Below are 16,684 nucleotides of genomic sequence, written 5' to 3'. Positions count from 1 at the left end.
GGAATTTTAATGAGCAGTTTGTTATCAGTTAGTGATATTAAAGACGATGTCAAATACATTTTAGATTTAGCTAGTAAAATTAAAGCGGGCGAAGTTGAGGAAAAGCCTCTTGAAGGAAAGACTTTAGCAATGATTTTTCAAAAGTCATCAACCCGTACCAGAGTCTCTTTTGATGTTGGAATGTACCAATTAGGTGGAAGAGCAATCTTTTTATCCTCCAATGATCTTCAGATGGGAAGAGGCGAACCGATTTCCGATACAGCTAAGGTATTGAGCCGCTTCGTTGATGGAATCATGATTCGTGCCATCAAACACGGTGATGTTGAGGAACTGGCTAAACACTCTGATGTGCCTGTAATCAATGGACTCACTGATTTGGAACACCCTTGCCAAGCATTGGCTGACATGTTAACAATAAAAGAACATTTAGGCGATTGGGAAGGTAAGAAAATCTGCTTTGTAGGTGACGGAAACAACGTTTCAAATTCCCTTTTACTCATTGCTCCGTTACTCGGAATGGACATGTCCCTTGCTTGTCCTAAAGGATATGAACCTAATGAAAACATCTTAAAGACTGCTCAGGAATACGCTGATGAAAATAATACTGAAATAACAATAACCGATGATATAGGATTGGCATTGCAGAATGTCGATGCGGTTTTCACTGACGTATGGGTAAGTATGGGTGATGAAGCGGAAGCAAAACAAAGAGAAATAGATTTCGCACCATTCCAGGTTAATTCAGACTTGATGGGTCTCGCCAATGATGGAGCTATTTTCATGCATTGCCTACCTGCCATTAGAGGTCAGGAAGTGACCGCTGAGGTTATTGACGGGCCGCAATCCGTAATCTATGACGAGGCGGAAAACAGGATGCATGCCCAAAAAGCTGTTTTATACTATTATTTAAAAGATTAAATGTGGAATATTGCTCCAAATATTCCAAACACAATAAATATTACAACAAGGCAAATGCAGCAGTTCATCCAGTCGGAACTATCATTATTTCCTGTTGAGGTGGTTGTTGTACTTTGCTGATTTTGATATGTTTGTGGTTCCTCTATTATTTCTGTTTTTTTAACTTCTTCTATTAATTTTGTACCGCAGTTTCTGCAGTAAACTGCATTTTCCGGATTTTCCTCACCGCAATTTTTACAATACATATAAAATCCACCTGATTATTATTTTAAAAAAGATTATAAGGCCTACTCCACCAATGAAACCTGTTGCGAACCTTAAGGTGTTGGTGCTTTCCCTTGGGCCGAAGTACTGTGTGAATCCATCGATTGCAACCGGAACCATCAGGATCATGGAGATGAATAGCATATTCCAATCGTAAGGATGATGGTAAAAGAAGTTAAATACTAAATAAACGACCAGTCCGGTATAAAAACCTGTGCATCTTGCACATACTGGAAACTGATGGCCGTTAATGAAAAAACTCCTTTCAGGGATTCTGTGACATAAGTATTTAGTGAATTCCATTTTATCACACAAGTTGCTAACAATAGTATTAATTCAATAATTATATATATTTTTGTATTCATAAGTAATCTTATAATATATAAAAAGGTTTTTAAAATGAGAGGCGGAGAAGCGATAATTGAATCCCTCAAGAATATGGGGGTTAAAACAATATTTGGTTATCCTGGTGGACAGACCATACCATTCTATGACATGCTATATGATGCGGACATCGATCATATACTGGTAAGACACGAACAATGCGCAGCTCATGCAGCTGACGGTTATGCAAGGGCATCCGGTCGTGTGGGAGTGTGTTTGGCCACTTCAGGCCCTGGTGCAACCAACCTTGTAACAGGTATTGGAACAGCTTATATGGATTCTTCTCCAATAGTAGCTATTACCGGTCAAGTTCCTACTCATTTAATTGGAAATGATGCTTTTCAGGAAGCGGACATTGTTGGAATTACAATGCCTATTGTAAAATACAGTTACCAACCTAAAGACCCAGATTTAATACCTTCAATCCTTAAATCTAGTTTTGAAATTGCTTCAACTGGAAGGCCAGGTCCTGTTTTAATTGATGTTCCTAAGGAAGTTCAGGAAGGGGAACTTACAGGATTTGACGATTCATTAATAGAGACACCAGGTTACAGTCCAACCGTTAAGGGAAACATCAGGCAAATCAAGAAGGCTCGTGAACTGATTGAGCAGGCCAAAAAGCCAATGATTCTGGCCGGTGCAGGTGTAATCATATCAAATGCATGCTGTGAGTTGAAAGAACTTGCAAATACCATTAACGCTCCAGTAATGACTTCACTTTTAGGAAAAGGAGCATTTGACGAAACTGATGACCTGGCATTGGGAATGCTTGGAATGCATGGAAGAAAGGTTTCAAACGATTACATTAACGAGTCCGATTTATTAATAGCTATTGGTGTAAGATTTTCAGATAGGACTACCGGCAGACTTGACAGTTTCGTTCCGGATACAAAGGTCATTCATATTGATATAGACCCTGCAGAAATAGGCAAGAACGTTGAGGTTGACCTGCCGATTGTGGGAGATGCAAGAAATGTTTTATCATCCTTAAATAAGGTATTAAAAGATTATAAGGTATCATCAGATGTGAATGATTGGACTAACATGATTAAACAGAAAAAACAGGAATTGCTTCCTCGTGTTAGCTATGATGATGTTCCTTTAAAACCGCAAAGCGTCATTAAGGAAATTGCAGAGGCATTAAGCCCTGAAGCTATTCTAACAACTGATGTAGGTCAAAATCAAATGTGGGCTGCACATTTCTTTGACACTCAAAAACCACGTAAGTTCATCTCATCAGGAGGTCTTGGAACCATGGGATTCGGATTCCCAGCAGCTATTGGTGCTAAAGTAGCATGCCCTGATGATCCTGTCGTGTCAATAAACGGTGACGGCGGATTCCTGATGGTTTGCCAAGAGCTTGCCACTGTACGTGAATATGACATACCTGTCATTGCAGTTGTCCTTGAAAACAGGACCCTCGGTATGGTATATCAATGGCAAAGCCTATTGTATAATGAAAGACACTCACAAACATTACTTGGAAACAGTCCTGACTTTGTAAAGCTTGCTGAAAGTTTCGGTGTAAATGGAGTTAGAATCACCAAGCCTGGAGAGACAAAAGAGGCATTATCCAGTGCAATTAAAGATAACGAACCTGTATTATTAAATGTTGTAATTGATTCCGAAGAGGCATTGCCTATGCTTCCTCCTGGAGCAGGAATCAATGAGATGATTGGTGAATACAAACTTGAAAAGGATGTGATTTAGATGGATGAGAAATATCACGTTATTTCAACACTGGTAGAAGACAAGCCAGGGGTTTTGCAGAAAGTTGCCGGAATGTTCAACAGAAGAGGATTCAACATTGACGGAATCACTGTTGGAAGTTCAGAAGTAGAAGGACTCTCTCGTATGGTAATAACTGTTCATGCAGACGAAAAAGGTTTGGAACAAGTAATGAAGCAATTAAATAAATTAATTGATGTTATCAAGATTAAAGATATCACTGAAAAAGCTGTTAAAAGGGAATTGTGCCTTGTCAAGGTAAGTATTCCTAATGCGGAAGCAAGAGCAGAAATAATGCAATATTCCAATATCTTCAGAGCACATATATTGGATGTTACAGAAGAAACACTGATGATGGAGCTTACAGGAGATAAGAATAAAATCAATGCATTCATATCTTTATTAGAAGGCTATGGAATTAAGAGAATAGCCAGAACTGGCCTTACCGCTATGTCAAGGGGGGTATAAGAAAATGACTATTTTGGAAGATGTATTAAAAGACAATAAGGAATTCGTAGATAACTTTGAAGGCGAAGAAATGTCTCACCATGCAGCTAAGAAATTAGCTATCCTAACTTGTATGGACTGCAGACTAATTGACTTTTTTGAACCAGCACTCGGTCTTAAAAGAGGAGATGCTAAAATCGTCAGAAATGCAGGAAACTCAATTGTTGGAGAAGATGCAATAAGATCCATTGGTGCAGCTTTATACAACCTTGGTGCTGAAGAAGTGATGGTTGTAGGCCACACTGAATGTGGTATGGCTGGAGCAGATGCTGAAGCATTGAAAGAAAAGATGCTTGCAAGAGGCATTAAGGAAGAGGACATCGCTAAATATGACCTTGAAGAATGGATTGGTGGATTTGAATCTGAAGAAGAAAACGTTAAGGATGTTGTGGAAAAAATCAAAAACCACCCATTAATCCCGGATGTGCCTGTACACGGTCTTATCATCGATATTGTTACAGGTGAGTTAAAAGTCTTAGTAGATGGCTATTAAGTCCATCTATTCTATTCTTTTTTTTAAAATTTATTTCTCATTTTTCTTTAAAATTAATTTTGACCTTTTAGATTATTATAGATTCAAAAAAAATAGGAAAAATAAGGAAAATAATCCTTATTTTTTAACTTTAGCGGTTCTTTTTACAGTGTGTTTAAGGTAAGTCACTTGGTATTTGACCTTTTTGCCTTTTTTGAGTTTTTTAAGCACGTTCTTTTTAACTTTTACTTTAGCAACACCTTTCTTGTTGGTTTTTGCTTTGTATTTTTTGCCTTTGAATTTGAAGACTACTTTTTTACCTTTAAGTGCCTTTTTACCTTCTTTTAAAGTTGCCTTAAGCACAAGTTTTTTGGCAGATCTTTTCACTTTAACCTTTTTGAGTTTCAAGACCTTTTTGACCTTAATCTTGTTTGAAACCTTGATTCCTTTGTATTCGGCTTTCACTGTGTATGTTTTCGGAAGGTATTTTTTAGTGAATTTCACTGTAATGTATCCGTTCTTGTCTGTTTTAAGTGTTTTTGCTTTTCCGTTGATTGTCACTTTAACGCTAACGCCTGCACCTACGGTCTTGCCGTTATCACCGATTATGCGGAGCCTGTACTTGTAGTTCTTGCCGTAGTATGTCTTGACGTTCTTGTTTCCTGTGATTCTGCTAACGATCTTGAGTGTTTTGGTGGTTTTAACGCCATTATAAGGGTTAACAATCTCGACTTTATATGTTCCAACGGCCAGTTTAGGATTGATAATTGCAACACCATTTGCATCTGTTACTGCTGTGTATTCTTTACCTTTAATAACGAATGTGACAGTAGTGTTTGCTATTCCTGTTCCGTTATTGTCAACCAATTTTGCGGTGAAATCCATTCCACTGTTGTATACACGGGTCATGTCTGATGCAACGATTGAACCTTGAAGTTCAGTGACATTGAAATCAATTGCATTAACAAAACCTTCAACATTCTCATCCCCATTGTTATAAACAATGACTGCATATTCGCCGACATCAAGACCTGAGAAAATTACGCTCATTTCAGGATTTTTGTCCTCGTATTCGAAGGTAGCATTCATTACAGTAGCTCCATTTGGATCTACAACCTCGATATAAAATGTTGTTGGATAGTCATCATAGAACCTGACTACGACATCGGCACCATATGTAACGTTGCCTATCTCATAAATCTGGAGATTGGACTCAGCCTTGAATATGGTAAATGTTGTATTGGTAATGTTATTTGTATAATCAGGGTTGTCGTATGTGACATTTGCATAATAGTCTCCTGCAGGCAGCTGTAAGGTATCATCAAATCCTATTCCATCAACCACTTCAATAGTTAACTCGGTACCGTTAATGTCCACTGTATAATAGCCGTCAGCTTCGGCAATCACAATAACTAGAAGTTCCCTTCCATAATATTCATCATCAACGATGATTTCGACGTTGTTGGTGCTGTCTACATGGAAAATGTATGATGCCTGACTTCCCAATATGTTCTCATTACCCAAATTGGTCACGGTAATGTTATAGTTACCGGTATTAGCCAATTTAGGAATAGTATATTCCAAGGAAGTGGTATTTTCGCTGCTTACAATAACATTTCCTTCATAATAGATTGTTACGTTGAATTTGGTTATATAAACGTCAGTAAAATGTATTGTTCTATTTTGATTGATAATCATATCTCCAAAGTCCTCTATTCCAACATGGGATTTGGCCTTATCAATAGTGAATGTTGTATTTGTTGCATTATTCTTGTAATTCTCATGTTCGAATGTGACATTGGCTGAGTATTGTCCTGCATTAAGTTTAACTTTACTCATGCCTGTTCCATTAACAACTTCAATGGTTATGCGTGTTTCAACGGTGGAGTTGATTATTACAGTGTATGTTCCATCAATTTCAGCATTAACAGTCACGTTAGTTTCATTATTGAAACTGCTATTATTAACAGTGACGTTAAAGTTAGTAGTCGCCTTCAATACTCTGAAACTGCCAGAAGTGCTGTTTTCAGATTTAAATTCATTTCCAAGGTTGGTTATGGTGAAATTATATTCTCCGACATTCAACAATGGAATGTTCACTGATCCGGTGATATTTTCAGCCCTTATGTCTTCACTATATACCACATCATTGGTCTCGTCATAAATAGTGATTTTGTAGGAACTGCAATTGGCCTCTCCCTTAAAGCTAATGCTGGCATTTGAAGAATAGGTAATGTTTGTAGGAGAACTCTCTATATGAATATATGATTTATCTTTTTTCACCTTAAATACTATTGAATCATGGCTAGGCTTGCAAGTGGAATTACCAAGATTATAGACAGTAATGTTGTAGTATTCATTGCTAGGAAGCAGATTGTAGTCGAAATAATCATCTGAATCTCTTGAATATTTCTGGTCATATATGACTTTGGTACAGTCCTGATTTCTAACAAGCACTCTGAATTCGGTTTTATTTTCAAAAGTAAAGTCAATCTTTATATTATCGTATTCAAACTCTTTTTCATTCTCAGTTTTGATTTTAACGGAACTTCCGATATATGCATCATTTGTAACATTGAAGCGACCTACAATAGTTTTTGCATGATAATAATCACTATCAGGATTGGTCATCCAATATGTGTAATTTCCATCCTCGAGTTCATAGGTTTCAAATTTAATCTGGCCGCTTTCATTGGTTTTGAAGCTTACCTGCTTGACCACATGGCTGCCATATGCATCGTAGACAACCATGCTTATTGTTTCATTAACCATCAAATAGGATTTAATCGGATTGTCGGTGTTTTTCCACTGACCATGGTCCTCATAAGTAATGTTTGAGAATGATAAATCCATATCAGAGTAAATTGCATTAACATAGTGTTCATAACCCTTGAAAGTTCCAATCAAGTAATATCCTTCATTATCAATGACAAAACTTCTACTACTTGCTTTATTTAGACGGAATGTTGAATTTTCAATGCGGCCGGCTGTTCCATTCCATACCATAGCTCCCCCATAATAATTAGCGGAATTCTCATCGAATTTACAGTTGCTTATTAAAAGATTTGAAGCTTCAGAACTTACATATATGGCTCCACCGTATTCCGCAATATTTTTATTAAATTCGCTATTGTCTATTTTGGAATTTGGTGTTGCAATATAAACCGCTCCACCGTTGCTTCTTGAAATATCGCTTTCAAAAGTACAATTCAGGATTTGGGCATTATTTCCTTCACTGGAAAATATTGCAGCCCCCATATTTGCATCGGAATTATATATTTCGGAATTGGATATAATGAAATTATTTGCATTGCTTAAAAGAATTGCACCGCCAGAACTGGCTTTTCCATGTTTTAGTTCAATATTATTTATGACAACATCATCTGAGGCTATATTGAATATTCTGGACATTGACATTGCGTTAATTGTATGTTCATTACCGTCTATGGTTAAAGGCTTGTTAATCAAGAGTCCTTCAGTTATTTTATCCACACCCAGGGTATAAGTAAAATCACGTTCCAGCTTAAGAACTTCACTAGCATTGTTTATTAACTCCTGCAATACTTCAAAATCGCCCATAACCCATACATGTGTTGTTGCCGCCTGGTCATTTACTTGAGCGGAAATTAGATGATCGCCCTGTTCACTTGGCATGAAATAAGCAGATGTTTTACTGTCACCAACGGATTTAAAGGATGCTTTCTTATTGGACTTGAAAGCTACATCAAAACCATTTAACCTGTCAGTCAGGTCTAGAGTTCCGTCAGCCATAAATTTCAAGGTCAAAGTTGCATTATCAGATGGCATAATCTTGTCCTTATCACTAGTGAGAACAATTTTTAACGGATGGCCGTCACTGTGTTTGACATTTGATCCGATTCTGTGCCATTCCACAAGGTAAGGCTGGCTGAAATCAGGATTATTGGTTCCCCACCAGTTATATTCTACAGATTCATATTTTCCACAATTATAAACACCATAATCGTCATAAGCCTGATTGTTAATGAAAATATTATATCTTAAAGTCAACAATGCACTTGAGGAATCCATATAGATTGCAGCTCCGCAGCCTGAGGTGCCGCTTGATTTTTTAGCGGTATTGCCTTCGAATTTACTGGATTCAACATTGACATGACCTTTTGAATTAACATATATTGCTCCACCATACCATGCCTTGTTGCCTATAAAAGTACCTTTTACAGTGTTTTCAATAGTTTCTGCATAAATTGCGCCACCTTTATTTGCTTCTATTTTATTATCCGTATCAACATAGTTTTCTTTAAATTCAGATGGATTTTCTCCCCATTTCAAGGTTCCTTTACTATAAATTGCACCACCATCATCTGGGGCATGGTTTAAATAAAAATAACAGTTGTCAATAGTGATCTCACATAAACTATAAATTGCTCCTCCTGAACGGGTTGCGCTGTTTCCAGCAAAACTACAACCTTCCACTTTCACGACACCATTCCTTGCCGCAATAGCGCCTCCCACCGCAGTTGTAAAGAAGCTTTTGTAGGTTGCTTGATTGTTTATGAAACTTGAACCGCTTATGGTTAATCTGGAATCTTCAGTACCTGGATCATAAAGAATCGCACCACCATACACGTGACCTCTATTATTAGTGAATTCACAGTCAATTATTGTCAAATCAACCTTATAGTTGTCACTATCAACAGAAATTGCACCACCATTAGCCACTCCCTCACTAAACTTAATATTTTTAAGAGTAACTGAAATGCCATGGTTAAGATTGTCATCATCAATTTTTAAAAGACCATGCTCTCCACTACTAGAAATGTGATTCTCTCTCCCATCAATCGTGATACTTTTGGAGATATGTACTGTTGTAGTGTCTCCACTATTACTGTTAAAATCATATACAAGGTTAAGAGTGCCTCCTTCTTCAGTATTATCAATAAACTCTTGTAACTTATCAAATGATTGCGCTGCTAACATATCCTCATCGGTACTGCTCACCACTTCATTTTCTTGCGAATCCAATAGGATTTCATCTTCATTTGAGGTTAAAACCTCCCCACCATCATCGCTTAGCAATGTTTCATTTTCACTAGCGCTTACACAGGAAACGCATAGCAGAAGCAACATCATTAAAGCAATAACAAAAATCTTACTTTTGAATTTCATTATATCTTACACCAAAATAATCTGTATAATATTTACTACATTATAAGATATGTTAATCATGATTTATTAATTTGATGAAAAATAGAACAATTGTTTTTTAATATTAAATAATAAAAAGTTACTTTTATAAAGATAAAAAATCATATTTATAACTTGATATTTAAGATATCTTAATTTTTATTAATTAATTTAAGAGATGATTTTAATGAAAATGTATTACGACGACGATGTAAATACAGATGCTCTTGAAGGAAAAACCATAGCAGTAATCGGTTACGGTTCTCAAGGAAGAGCACAATCTAGAAACATGGCTGATAGTGGAGCTAATGTTATTGTAGGTTTAAGAGAAAATGGTAGTTCTTGGAACTTAGCAAAAGAAGATGGAATGAATGTAAAATCCATTGAAGATGCAGCTAAAGAAGCAGACATCATTCACATCTTGCTTCCTGATGAAATCCAAGAAAAAGTCTACAATGAACAAATCGCACCTTATGTTGAAGCTGGTAACACCATTTCATTCTCTCACGGTTACAACATCCACTTTGAATTAATTAAACCTGATGAATCCGTAAACATTGTAATGTTTGCACCAAAAGGACCTGGATCCATGGTAAGAAGAACCTACGAAGAAGGATTCGGTATCCCTGGTTTAGTAGCAGTTGAACAAGACGCTACCGGTGACGCTTTACAATTAGCATTAGGTATGGCAAAAGCTTGCGGTTTAACCAAAGCTGGTGTATTGGAAACCACCTTCAAGGAAGAAACCGAAACCGACCTCTTCGGTGAACAAACCGTATTATGCGGAGGTATCACTGAACTCATCAACGCTGGATTCACCACTCTTGTCGAAGCAGGTTACCAACCTGAAATCGCTTACTTCGAAACCTGTCACGAAGTAAAACTCATCGTTGACTTAATCTACGAAAAAGGATTTGCTGGAATGTGGACAGATGTAAGTAACACTGCTGAATACGGTGGATTAACCAGAGGTAATAGAATCATTACCCAAGAAGCTAAAGACGGTATGAAAACTGTTTTAAAAGAAATCCAAGATGGTACTTTCAAAAAACAATGGCATGATGAAAACGTTACCAACGGCGCTAACTTAAAAGAAATGAGAGCAGCTGAAGGTAAGAAAGACATCGAAATTGTCGGTGAAAGATTAAGAAAAGCTTGTGGATTACAAAAAGATGATTAAATTCATCTTTTAAACTTTTTTTATTTTAATTCTATTAATATTAACATAATCTTTTTTAACTATTGATTTTAATAACTATATCTAATTGAGGGGAGTTATATGGTTTTTATAGGAATGGACCACGGTACAACAGGAATATCATTTTGTATCATGGGTCATGATGGAGAGATAATCGATATTTTTAAAATTGATAGGGAAGATTCAAAAAGCGGAAAGGTATCCGCAATTGAAGAGCTGTCCAAAAGAGTCGATTTGGACTCAGTCAAATTGATGGCTATCACTTATGCGATGGGTGACGGCTTTAACAAGATATTGCCGATTGAAAAGGTTGAAGACAGGGGAATACTGTCAATCAACGGTGCAGGAAAGGTCACCGGTGGTGGAACATCAGTATTTTCAGAACTGGAAAGCTCAAATATTCCAACAATAATGATACCTGGTCTTCACAAGGATTCCACTTCTTTAAATGAACTGTTCAATGCAGCCTATTCCCATCAGGCAAGTCCTGAAAAAGTCAGCATTTCATATAATGCAGTCAAGGAAACCGGCTGGAAGAATTTCATAGTTGCAGACATATCCTCCAACAGTGTTGACATTCTCATTGAGGATTCTAAAATCAAAGGAGCAATGGATGCCTGCATTGGAGCAATGGGCGTTGTCCATGGTCCTTTGGATCTTGAGATGATACGTGACATTGATGAGGGAAGACGCACAGCAAATGAGTGCTTTTCACATGGCGGTGCAATCAAGATTGCAGGCATTGACGGCAAGGTCGCTAACATGAAAGACCAATTGCTTGAAAACTACAGAAACGGTGATGAAAAGGCAAAACTGGCCATTGACACACTGATAATGACTGTTGCAATGGAAATCGCCGGTTTGGATATAGTATGTGAAAATGAGATTGAAGGAATCGTCCTTACAGGTTCCATTGGAAGTGCAACCGAACCGTTCAGCTTTGAGGATGAAATCAATAAGTATTTCAAAAACAAGTATGAATTGAAAGTAATTTCCAAGGAATCCGGTGCAATAGGTGCCGCACAGATTGCTAAAGACGTGTATGATGGTGCCGATAATATTTTAGGTGTTGAAGTAGATTATTGATTTAAATATACAATATATTATAAATTTTAATCTACAATAGATTATTTTTGTGGTGTTTTAAAGGGTGATGCTATTCGTTTAGGCTAACGTATACTATATTTCCACCTTTTAAGGTTTCAATACCGTTATCATTTTCTAAAACGATGTTTAAGTAATTGTCGATAGCTATTATTTTTCCTTCAGCTTGATTGTTGTCTCTTAATTCCACTACTACGTTTTTATTTTTAAACTGTCTGAATAACTTGTTTACTTGATTTTTATCTGTCATGATTTTCAGTCCTTTAATAGTATATAATAATTTATATTCTAACTTTATATAGTTTAATGTTTTAATATTATACCATGGCAATTAATCAATTAGAAAGCAACTTAGAAGCTATAACAAGAACTTTAGCTCAACTTGAAAAAGATGGATGCACTGATGAGAAAATCTTAAATGAACTTCGTGAAGAAAGGGATAAAATCCTTAAGGATTTAAATCTCTAGATAATCCTTAAATTTTTTCATGTCTCCTGTCAAATCTATGTTGATGGGAGTTATTGTAGTTCTATTCAATTCACTTAAAGTATGACCATCGCTACCTGGCGCATGTGAATCGTAGGGGATTCCGCCAATCCAATAATATGGCTTTCCGCGAGGATCAAGGCGCTTGTCGATATCTGGAATATACATCCTTTCGCTTAAGTTGGCTATTTCAAATTTATCATCTGAAGGATTGGCAGGAACATTGACATTTAAAAGATCAATTCCTTCAGGCAAACCTTTTTTTAAAACTATTTTTGCCAGTTTGTTAAGCATTTTTCCCGCAAAATCAAAATCAACCTGATTTTCACCATTTTCAAACTTGATGTCATCACGGGTCACTTCCTGTGATATTGCAATGGTTGGAATTCCAAAGCTTGCCGCCTCAATTGCAGCTCCAAGGGTTCCTGATGTTGTAAGCTCCGCCTTTCCGATGTTGAATCCTGTGTTTATTCCTGAAATCATTATGTCAGGCCTTTCGTCCATGATTTCAAAAAGAGCAAGTGTCACGGCATCTGTCGGTGTTCCGGTAACACCATAGCCTTTACTTCCATCTTTCAATGTGTGTTCATTCACTCTTAATGGTTCATATAATGTTAATGCATGACCTATTCCACTCTGCTGAGTTTCAGGAGCAATCACATAGGTTTCACATATCTCTTCAACCGCCATTTTTGATGCAAGTATTCCTGAAGCGGTTATTCCATCATCATTGCTTATTAATGCTTTCATATATTTAATAAGATAGCACTTTGTTAAAATAATTTTTGCATTATAAAAAACTTTAATAACAATTTCATTTATAAAATATAATATTATTGTAAAAAAACACTAAGGGTGGAAACTTGGAAAAACCACAATTGATTAATTTCGTAGCAAAAGTAATGGAGGATTCAGGTTTTAAGGTTTACAAGAATTTTAAAACCTCACAAAAAGTTATTGACATATATGCTATTCTACCCACAACAATTGGGGATTTTGGAGTAGTTGTAGCATGTAAAAATTATGACAAGGAATTTCAGATAGGTGTCGATGTCCTGAGGGAAATGGAAGACGTTCAATCAACAATCAAGGCTTCCAAAGTGCTTATTGTATCTTCATCCTATTTCTCAGAGCAGGCCAAGAACTATGCCTTGAGGAAAAATATCAAACTGGTTGACAGGGACGGTTTGCTTGAGCTTGCACGCAAGTACCAGGACAGGACCAACCAGACAACACTGGACAACACACCTTATGACGGCGGAGCATCACAATACATCGAGGATGAATATCCTGAATACACTTATGACGCTTCTGACATGGAATATCTTATGCAGAGAAGGGATGCGCAGCCTCACGTTTACAAGAACACTTTATACAGGCAGGTTGATGAGGTCCACACCCCAATAAGCTCCCAGTTGCTCAACAGGTTTAGAGCTCCTGCAAGGGACCCTTACGCACAGACCAATCTCTACAATTACAATGCAAGAGCAAGCAGTTTCGGCCCTGACTCATTGGTGTTTAAGCTTATCCAAAACCCTATAGTTTTAATCATACTGGTTGTGGTGTTCTCATACATAATATCATTCATTGCAGGCAGCCTGCTTGGAATGGATTCCGGAATGACCGGTTTGATTGAGATGGTTGTTGCTTTGGCATTGTCCTACGGTTTATCCCTTTACACCGACAGGAACAGTGACTTTATTGTAAAAGGAACATTCATATTCTTCATTTCATTAATCATATTGATTTTATTAATCTTTGTTTAGATTAAATTGTGGTTTAAAAGTTAAATGAGATTAATTTCTCATTTTCACTCTCTTTTTTTTAAGGAAATTATTACATAAATCAGTCCTATCAGGTACAAGAACCAGATCATGATGTCTGTAGGTCCGGTTTCAATCCATATTATGGTGTGAGTCAGTATTATTGAGTATATTCCGATTCCAAATCCTTTTTTTAGCTTGTTGAGCAATCCGAGAAATGCTCCCATAAAAATCATCTGAATGGCAAGTCCGATGTATCCGAAATCAAGCATCACCGGTCCGAACAGTGTTGAAGTAAGGCACACTGTATAGTGCAGGACGTATTCGCCGACAAATGTTCTTGGACTTCCTGATGAGAAAATCATGCCTAATATATGCCCATTTGTAGTTCCTGCCAATGGTATTATCTTTTCAAACACTTCCAATGTAAAAGCGGCACGGTAAAAGACTAGTTCCAATGGGTTGAGTGTCCAGTGCTGGGTAGTGATTGACTGTGAGGCGATATAGCCGACAGCCATCAGTCCGATGACAATCAATGCAATGAACGCTGCACCAACCTTTCTTGATATTTTATTTAAGTAGTAAAGTGTGATGAATGAGCTTCCCATGATTCCCAATACTGATGTCCTGTATCCGTTAAGGCCAAAAATAAGTGCTCCTGCAAGTACAAGACCTAAATATTTCCTGTTGTAGTGTTTTGCAAGAAGCAGGTTAATCATGATTAAAAATAATGGATAGGCTATTCTCCAGATGTTTGTTGTGGCATTGGCCTTTAGGGTGCTGTTGAAAAGTGGTATTCCGCCAAGTAAGACAAGATTTAACGCCTGTAGAACTAGTGCAATGACTGCCAATCCCAATATCAGCTTTTCGCTTAAAAAATCAAAGTCATAATGGCTTTTGATGTCAATCTTGCGCTCAACGATGAAGTAGCCGGCAATGAACACTATGCATGCGAAAATGACTGTCAGTATCACTTCAAGCTTTAACGGGTCTTCAAACCGGTAGTTGAATGATCCCACATATCCCATTGCAAGAAACGCCAGTATCCCCACTACAAGTATCAGCGGATTGAAATAATCGATTTTGCTTTTCATTTTAATCCCCAAGGTCACTGGCTGAAATTGTCAGGTTTCCCCCAAAGTCAGGCATTGCGGCAACATGTGTATGGACATAGCTTGCAAGTGTGTTTTTCTCCATAAAACCGTCCTGAAGCTCATATGAACCCTTTCCTCTTGTTATCTTAAATGCCAGTGGATTTTCTAGTTTATCAACGATGACCTTTGAGTAATGGAATTCATGGCCATGGAAGACCTCTCCCTTCTTGGAGATGATATTGTCCTCCTGCACTTCAGCTATTGTGTATTTGAGTGCCTGCACACGGTCTGTCAAGACTGCCTTGTAGGGGTAGATGTCAACCACCTTATCATCATGTATTGAGTTCATAAGATACATTAGACCTCCGCATTCGGCAAAAATCGGCCTTGACTCCTCATGGAACTGCTTGATGTCCTTAAGCATTTGTGTGTTTGCGGCGAGTTCCTTGGAGAAGAGTTCAGGATATCCTCCGCCTATGTATAATCCGTCAACATCCGGAAGGTTTTCATCGTTCAGTGGTGAGAAATATTCTATTTTAGCGTTGTTGGCCTCCAGTGACTCAATGTTTTCCTTATAGTAGAAGTTGAACACCTCATCATAGGCAACACCAATCCTGACGGGCTGCTTATTTAATTTATTCCAAATTGGAATCGTTTCAGAGGTCAGTTTAGGTGCTGATTTGGCTATTTCAACCAATCTGTCCAAGTCGATGGATTCTTGAATGGTTTTTGACCAGATGTCAATGAACTTGATTGAGGTTTCCCTTTCACGTGCAGGAACAAGGCCCAAGTGCCTCTGCTCAATGGAGATGCCGTCGTCACGAATGATTCCTCCGATGACTTCGGTTTTTGTTATTTCCTCAATTGACCTTTTGGTCTTCTCATAGTGCGCCCTGTTTTTGACCTTGTTGAGGATCACTCCGGCAATGTTTATTTCTGGGTCAAGTGCCTTAAATCCCAATACCAGTGCGGCTGCACTTTTCACTAAACTTCTTGAGTTTATAATCAGTATGACCGGTGCCTTAAGTGCCTTTGCAACACTTGCAGTGCTTCCAATGTCATTGATTGAGTCTATTCCCTCATACAATCCCCTGACACCTTCAATCACTGCAATGTCTTTCTTTTCCATTGCCTTAAGGTAGGAGTCACGGATCTGGCCTTCCTTCATGAAAAATGAGTCGAGGTTTCTTGAAGTGTTTCCGGTGGCCAATGTATGGTATGATGGGTCGATGTAATCGGGTCCGACCTTGAATGGCTGGACATCATATCTTTCGCTTAGGGCCTTCATTATTCCGGTTGCGATTGTGGTCTTTCCCACTGCACTTCCGGTTCCTGCTAAAATTATTCTCATAATAATATATTATATAGTAATAAATAAATCTTTAATGTATACTATTTTTTACACCCATTTGTCGATGTAAACAGTTTTACTCATTTTTAGCCTATTGTTAAACACAATTTAGAAACCTTGCCCTAAAAATATGAATGTATTTAATAAAAATACCTTTTTTTTAAAATAAATCATTATCTTTAACACAAAAAGTTGAAAATCATTTAGTATAATTTAAATATAATGTGGAAGTTAAATATATATGGTTAA

At 37.4% G+C, this 16,684-nt stretch carries 15 protein-coding genes; 8 read left to right on the top strand and 7 right to left on the bottom strand.

Going from position 1 to position 16,684, the window contains the following annotated elements; all coding sequences use genetic code 11:
• Positions 1–9: 9 nt before the first annotated feature.
• Positions 10–918 (top strand): ornithine carbamoyltransferase, encoded by a 909-nt coding sequence (gene argF, locus E7Z78_RS04735; RefSeq protein WP_303724029.1) that lies wholly within the window; start codon positions 10–12, stop codon positions 916–918.
• Here the strand turns inward: argF and E7Z78_RS04730 are convergent.
• Together E7Z78_RS04730 and E7Z78_RS04725 are read right to left on the bottom strand one after the other, a co-directional pair.
• The gene (locus tag E7Z78_RS04730) at positions 915–1,163 is read right to left on the bottom strand and encodes a zinc-ribbon domain-containing protein (protein WP_303724028.1); all 249 of its coding nucleotides are present in this window, start codon (positions 1,161–1,163) and stop codon (positions 915–917) included. The genes argF and E7Z78_RS04730 overlap by 4 nt on opposite strands.
• Positions 1,153–1,485: a DUF2085 domain-containing protein gene (locus E7Z78_RS04725; RefSeq protein ID WP_303724027.1), complete on the bottom strand. Its 333-nt coding sequence runs from the start codon at positions 1,483–1,485 to the stop codon at positions 1,153–1,155. The genes E7Z78_RS04730 and E7Z78_RS04725 overlap by 11 nt, the downstream gene beginning before the upstream one ends.
• 96 nt (positions 1,486–1,581) lie before the next feature.
• Here E7Z78_RS04725 and E7Z78_RS04720 point away from each other — a divergent pair, with 96 nt between their 5' ends.
• From E7Z78_RS04720 to E7Z78_RS04710, 3 genes are read left to right on the top strand one after another with little or no spacing between them, the layout of a single operon-like run.
• Complete coding sequence (locus E7Z78_RS04720; RefSeq protein WP_303724026.1) at positions 1,582–3,276, top strand: acetolactate synthase large subunit; 1,695 nt, start codon at positions 1,582–1,584, stop codon at positions 3,274–3,276.
• The gene (gene ilvN / locus E7Z78_RS04715) at positions 3,277–3,762 is read left to right on the top strand and encodes an acetolactate synthase small subunit (RefSeq protein ID WP_303724025.1); all 486 of its coding nucleotides are present in this window, start codon (positions 3,277–3,279) and stop codon (positions 3,760–3,762) included.
• 4 nt (positions 3,763–3,766) lie between these two features.
• Entirely contained in the window at positions 3,767–4,294 is a 528-nt protein-coding gene (locus E7Z78_RS04710) for a carbonic anhydrase (protein ID WP_303724024.1), read from the top strand.
• Positions 4,295–4,411: 117 nt separating this feature from the next.
• Here the strand turns inward: E7Z78_RS04710 and E7Z78_RS04705 are convergent, their stop codons facing one another.
• On the bottom strand, positions 4,412–9,421 hold the full coding sequence (locus E7Z78_RS04705; protein ID WP_303724023.1) for a hypothetical protein: 5,010 nt from the start codon (positions 9,419–9,421) through the stop codon (positions 4,412–4,414).
• Between the two features lie 205 nt (positions 9,422–9,626).
• Here E7Z78_RS04705 and ilvC point away from each other — a divergent pair, with 205 nt between their 5' ends.
• Together ilvC and E7Z78_RS04695 are read left to right on the top strand one after the other, a co-directional pair.
• A complete protein-coding gene (gene ilvC, locus E7Z78_RS04700; protein ID WP_303724022.1) occupies positions 9,627–10,619 on the top strand; it encodes a ketol-acid reductoisomerase in 993 nt (330 codons plus the stop codon).
• A gap of 99 nt (positions 10,620–10,718) precedes the next feature.
• Positions 10,719–11,723, top strand: coding sequence for a methanogenesis marker 12 protein (locus E7Z78_RS04695; RefSeq protein ID WP_303724021.1), 1,005 nt, complete (start codon positions 10,719–10,721; stop codon positions 11,721–11,723).
• Between the two features lie 70 nt (positions 11,724–11,793).
• On the opposite strand, the gene E7Z78_RS04690 is transcribed toward E7Z78_RS04695, so the two are convergent.
• Positions 11,794–11,991, bottom strand: a complete 198-nt coding sequence (locus E7Z78_RS04690) for an LSM domain-containing protein (RefSeq protein ID WP_303724020.1) — start codon at positions 11,989–11,991, stop codon at positions 11,794–11,796.
• Between the two features lie 74 nt (positions 11,992–12,065).
• Between E7Z78_RS04690 and E7Z78_RS04685 the strand changes: the two genes are divergently transcribed.
• Positions 12,066–12,209: a hypothetical protein gene (locus tag E7Z78_RS04685; RefSeq protein WP_303724019.1), complete on the top strand. Its 144-nt coding sequence runs from the start codon at positions 12,066–12,068 to the stop codon at positions 12,207–12,209.
• Here E7Z78_RS04685 and surE read toward each other — a convergent pair.
• Positions 12,198–12,977: a 5'/3'-nucleotidase SurE gene (gene surE / locus E7Z78_RS04680; protein WP_303724018.1), complete on the bottom strand. Its 780-nt coding sequence runs from the start codon at positions 12,975–12,977 to the stop codon at positions 12,198–12,200. The two genes, E7Z78_RS04685 and surE, sit on opposite strands and share 12 nt — an antisense overlap.
• Before the next feature lie 113 nt (positions 12,978–13,090).
• Between surE and E7Z78_RS04675 the strand changes: the two genes are divergently transcribed.
• Entirely contained in the window at positions 13,091–13,993 is a 903-nt protein-coding gene (locus tag E7Z78_RS04675; protein ID WP_303724017.1) for a restriction endonuclease, read from the top strand.
• Positions 13,994–14,037: 44 nt separating this feature from the next.
• On the opposite strand, the gene E7Z78_RS04670 is transcribed toward E7Z78_RS04675, so the two are convergent.
• Both E7Z78_RS04670 and cfbB read right to left on the bottom strand, forming a co-directional pair.
• Positions 14,038–15,084 carry an oligosaccharide repeat unit polymerase family protein gene (locus E7Z78_RS04670; protein WP_303724016.1) on the bottom strand — a complete coding sequence of 349 codons (1,047 nt, stop codon included), beginning with the start codon at positions 15,082–15,084 and terminating at the stop codon, positions 14,038–14,040.
• A 1-nt stretch (position 15,085) separates the two neighbouring features.
• Complete coding sequence (gene cfbB, locus E7Z78_RS04665; protein ID WP_303724015.1) at positions 15,086–16,435, bottom strand: Ni-sirohydrochlorin a,c-diamide synthase; 1,350 nt, start codon at positions 16,433–16,435, stop codon at positions 15,086–15,088.
• Positions 16,436–16,684 lie beyond the last annotated feature (249 nt).

This window comes from Methanobrevibacter thaueri, assembly GCF_015062915.1.
Lineage (GTDB): Archaea > Methanobacteriota > Methanobacteria > Methanobacteriales > Methanobacteriaceae > Methanocatella > Methanocatella thaueri_B.
This window is presented reverse-complemented; position numbering and strand designations above follow the sequence as displayed.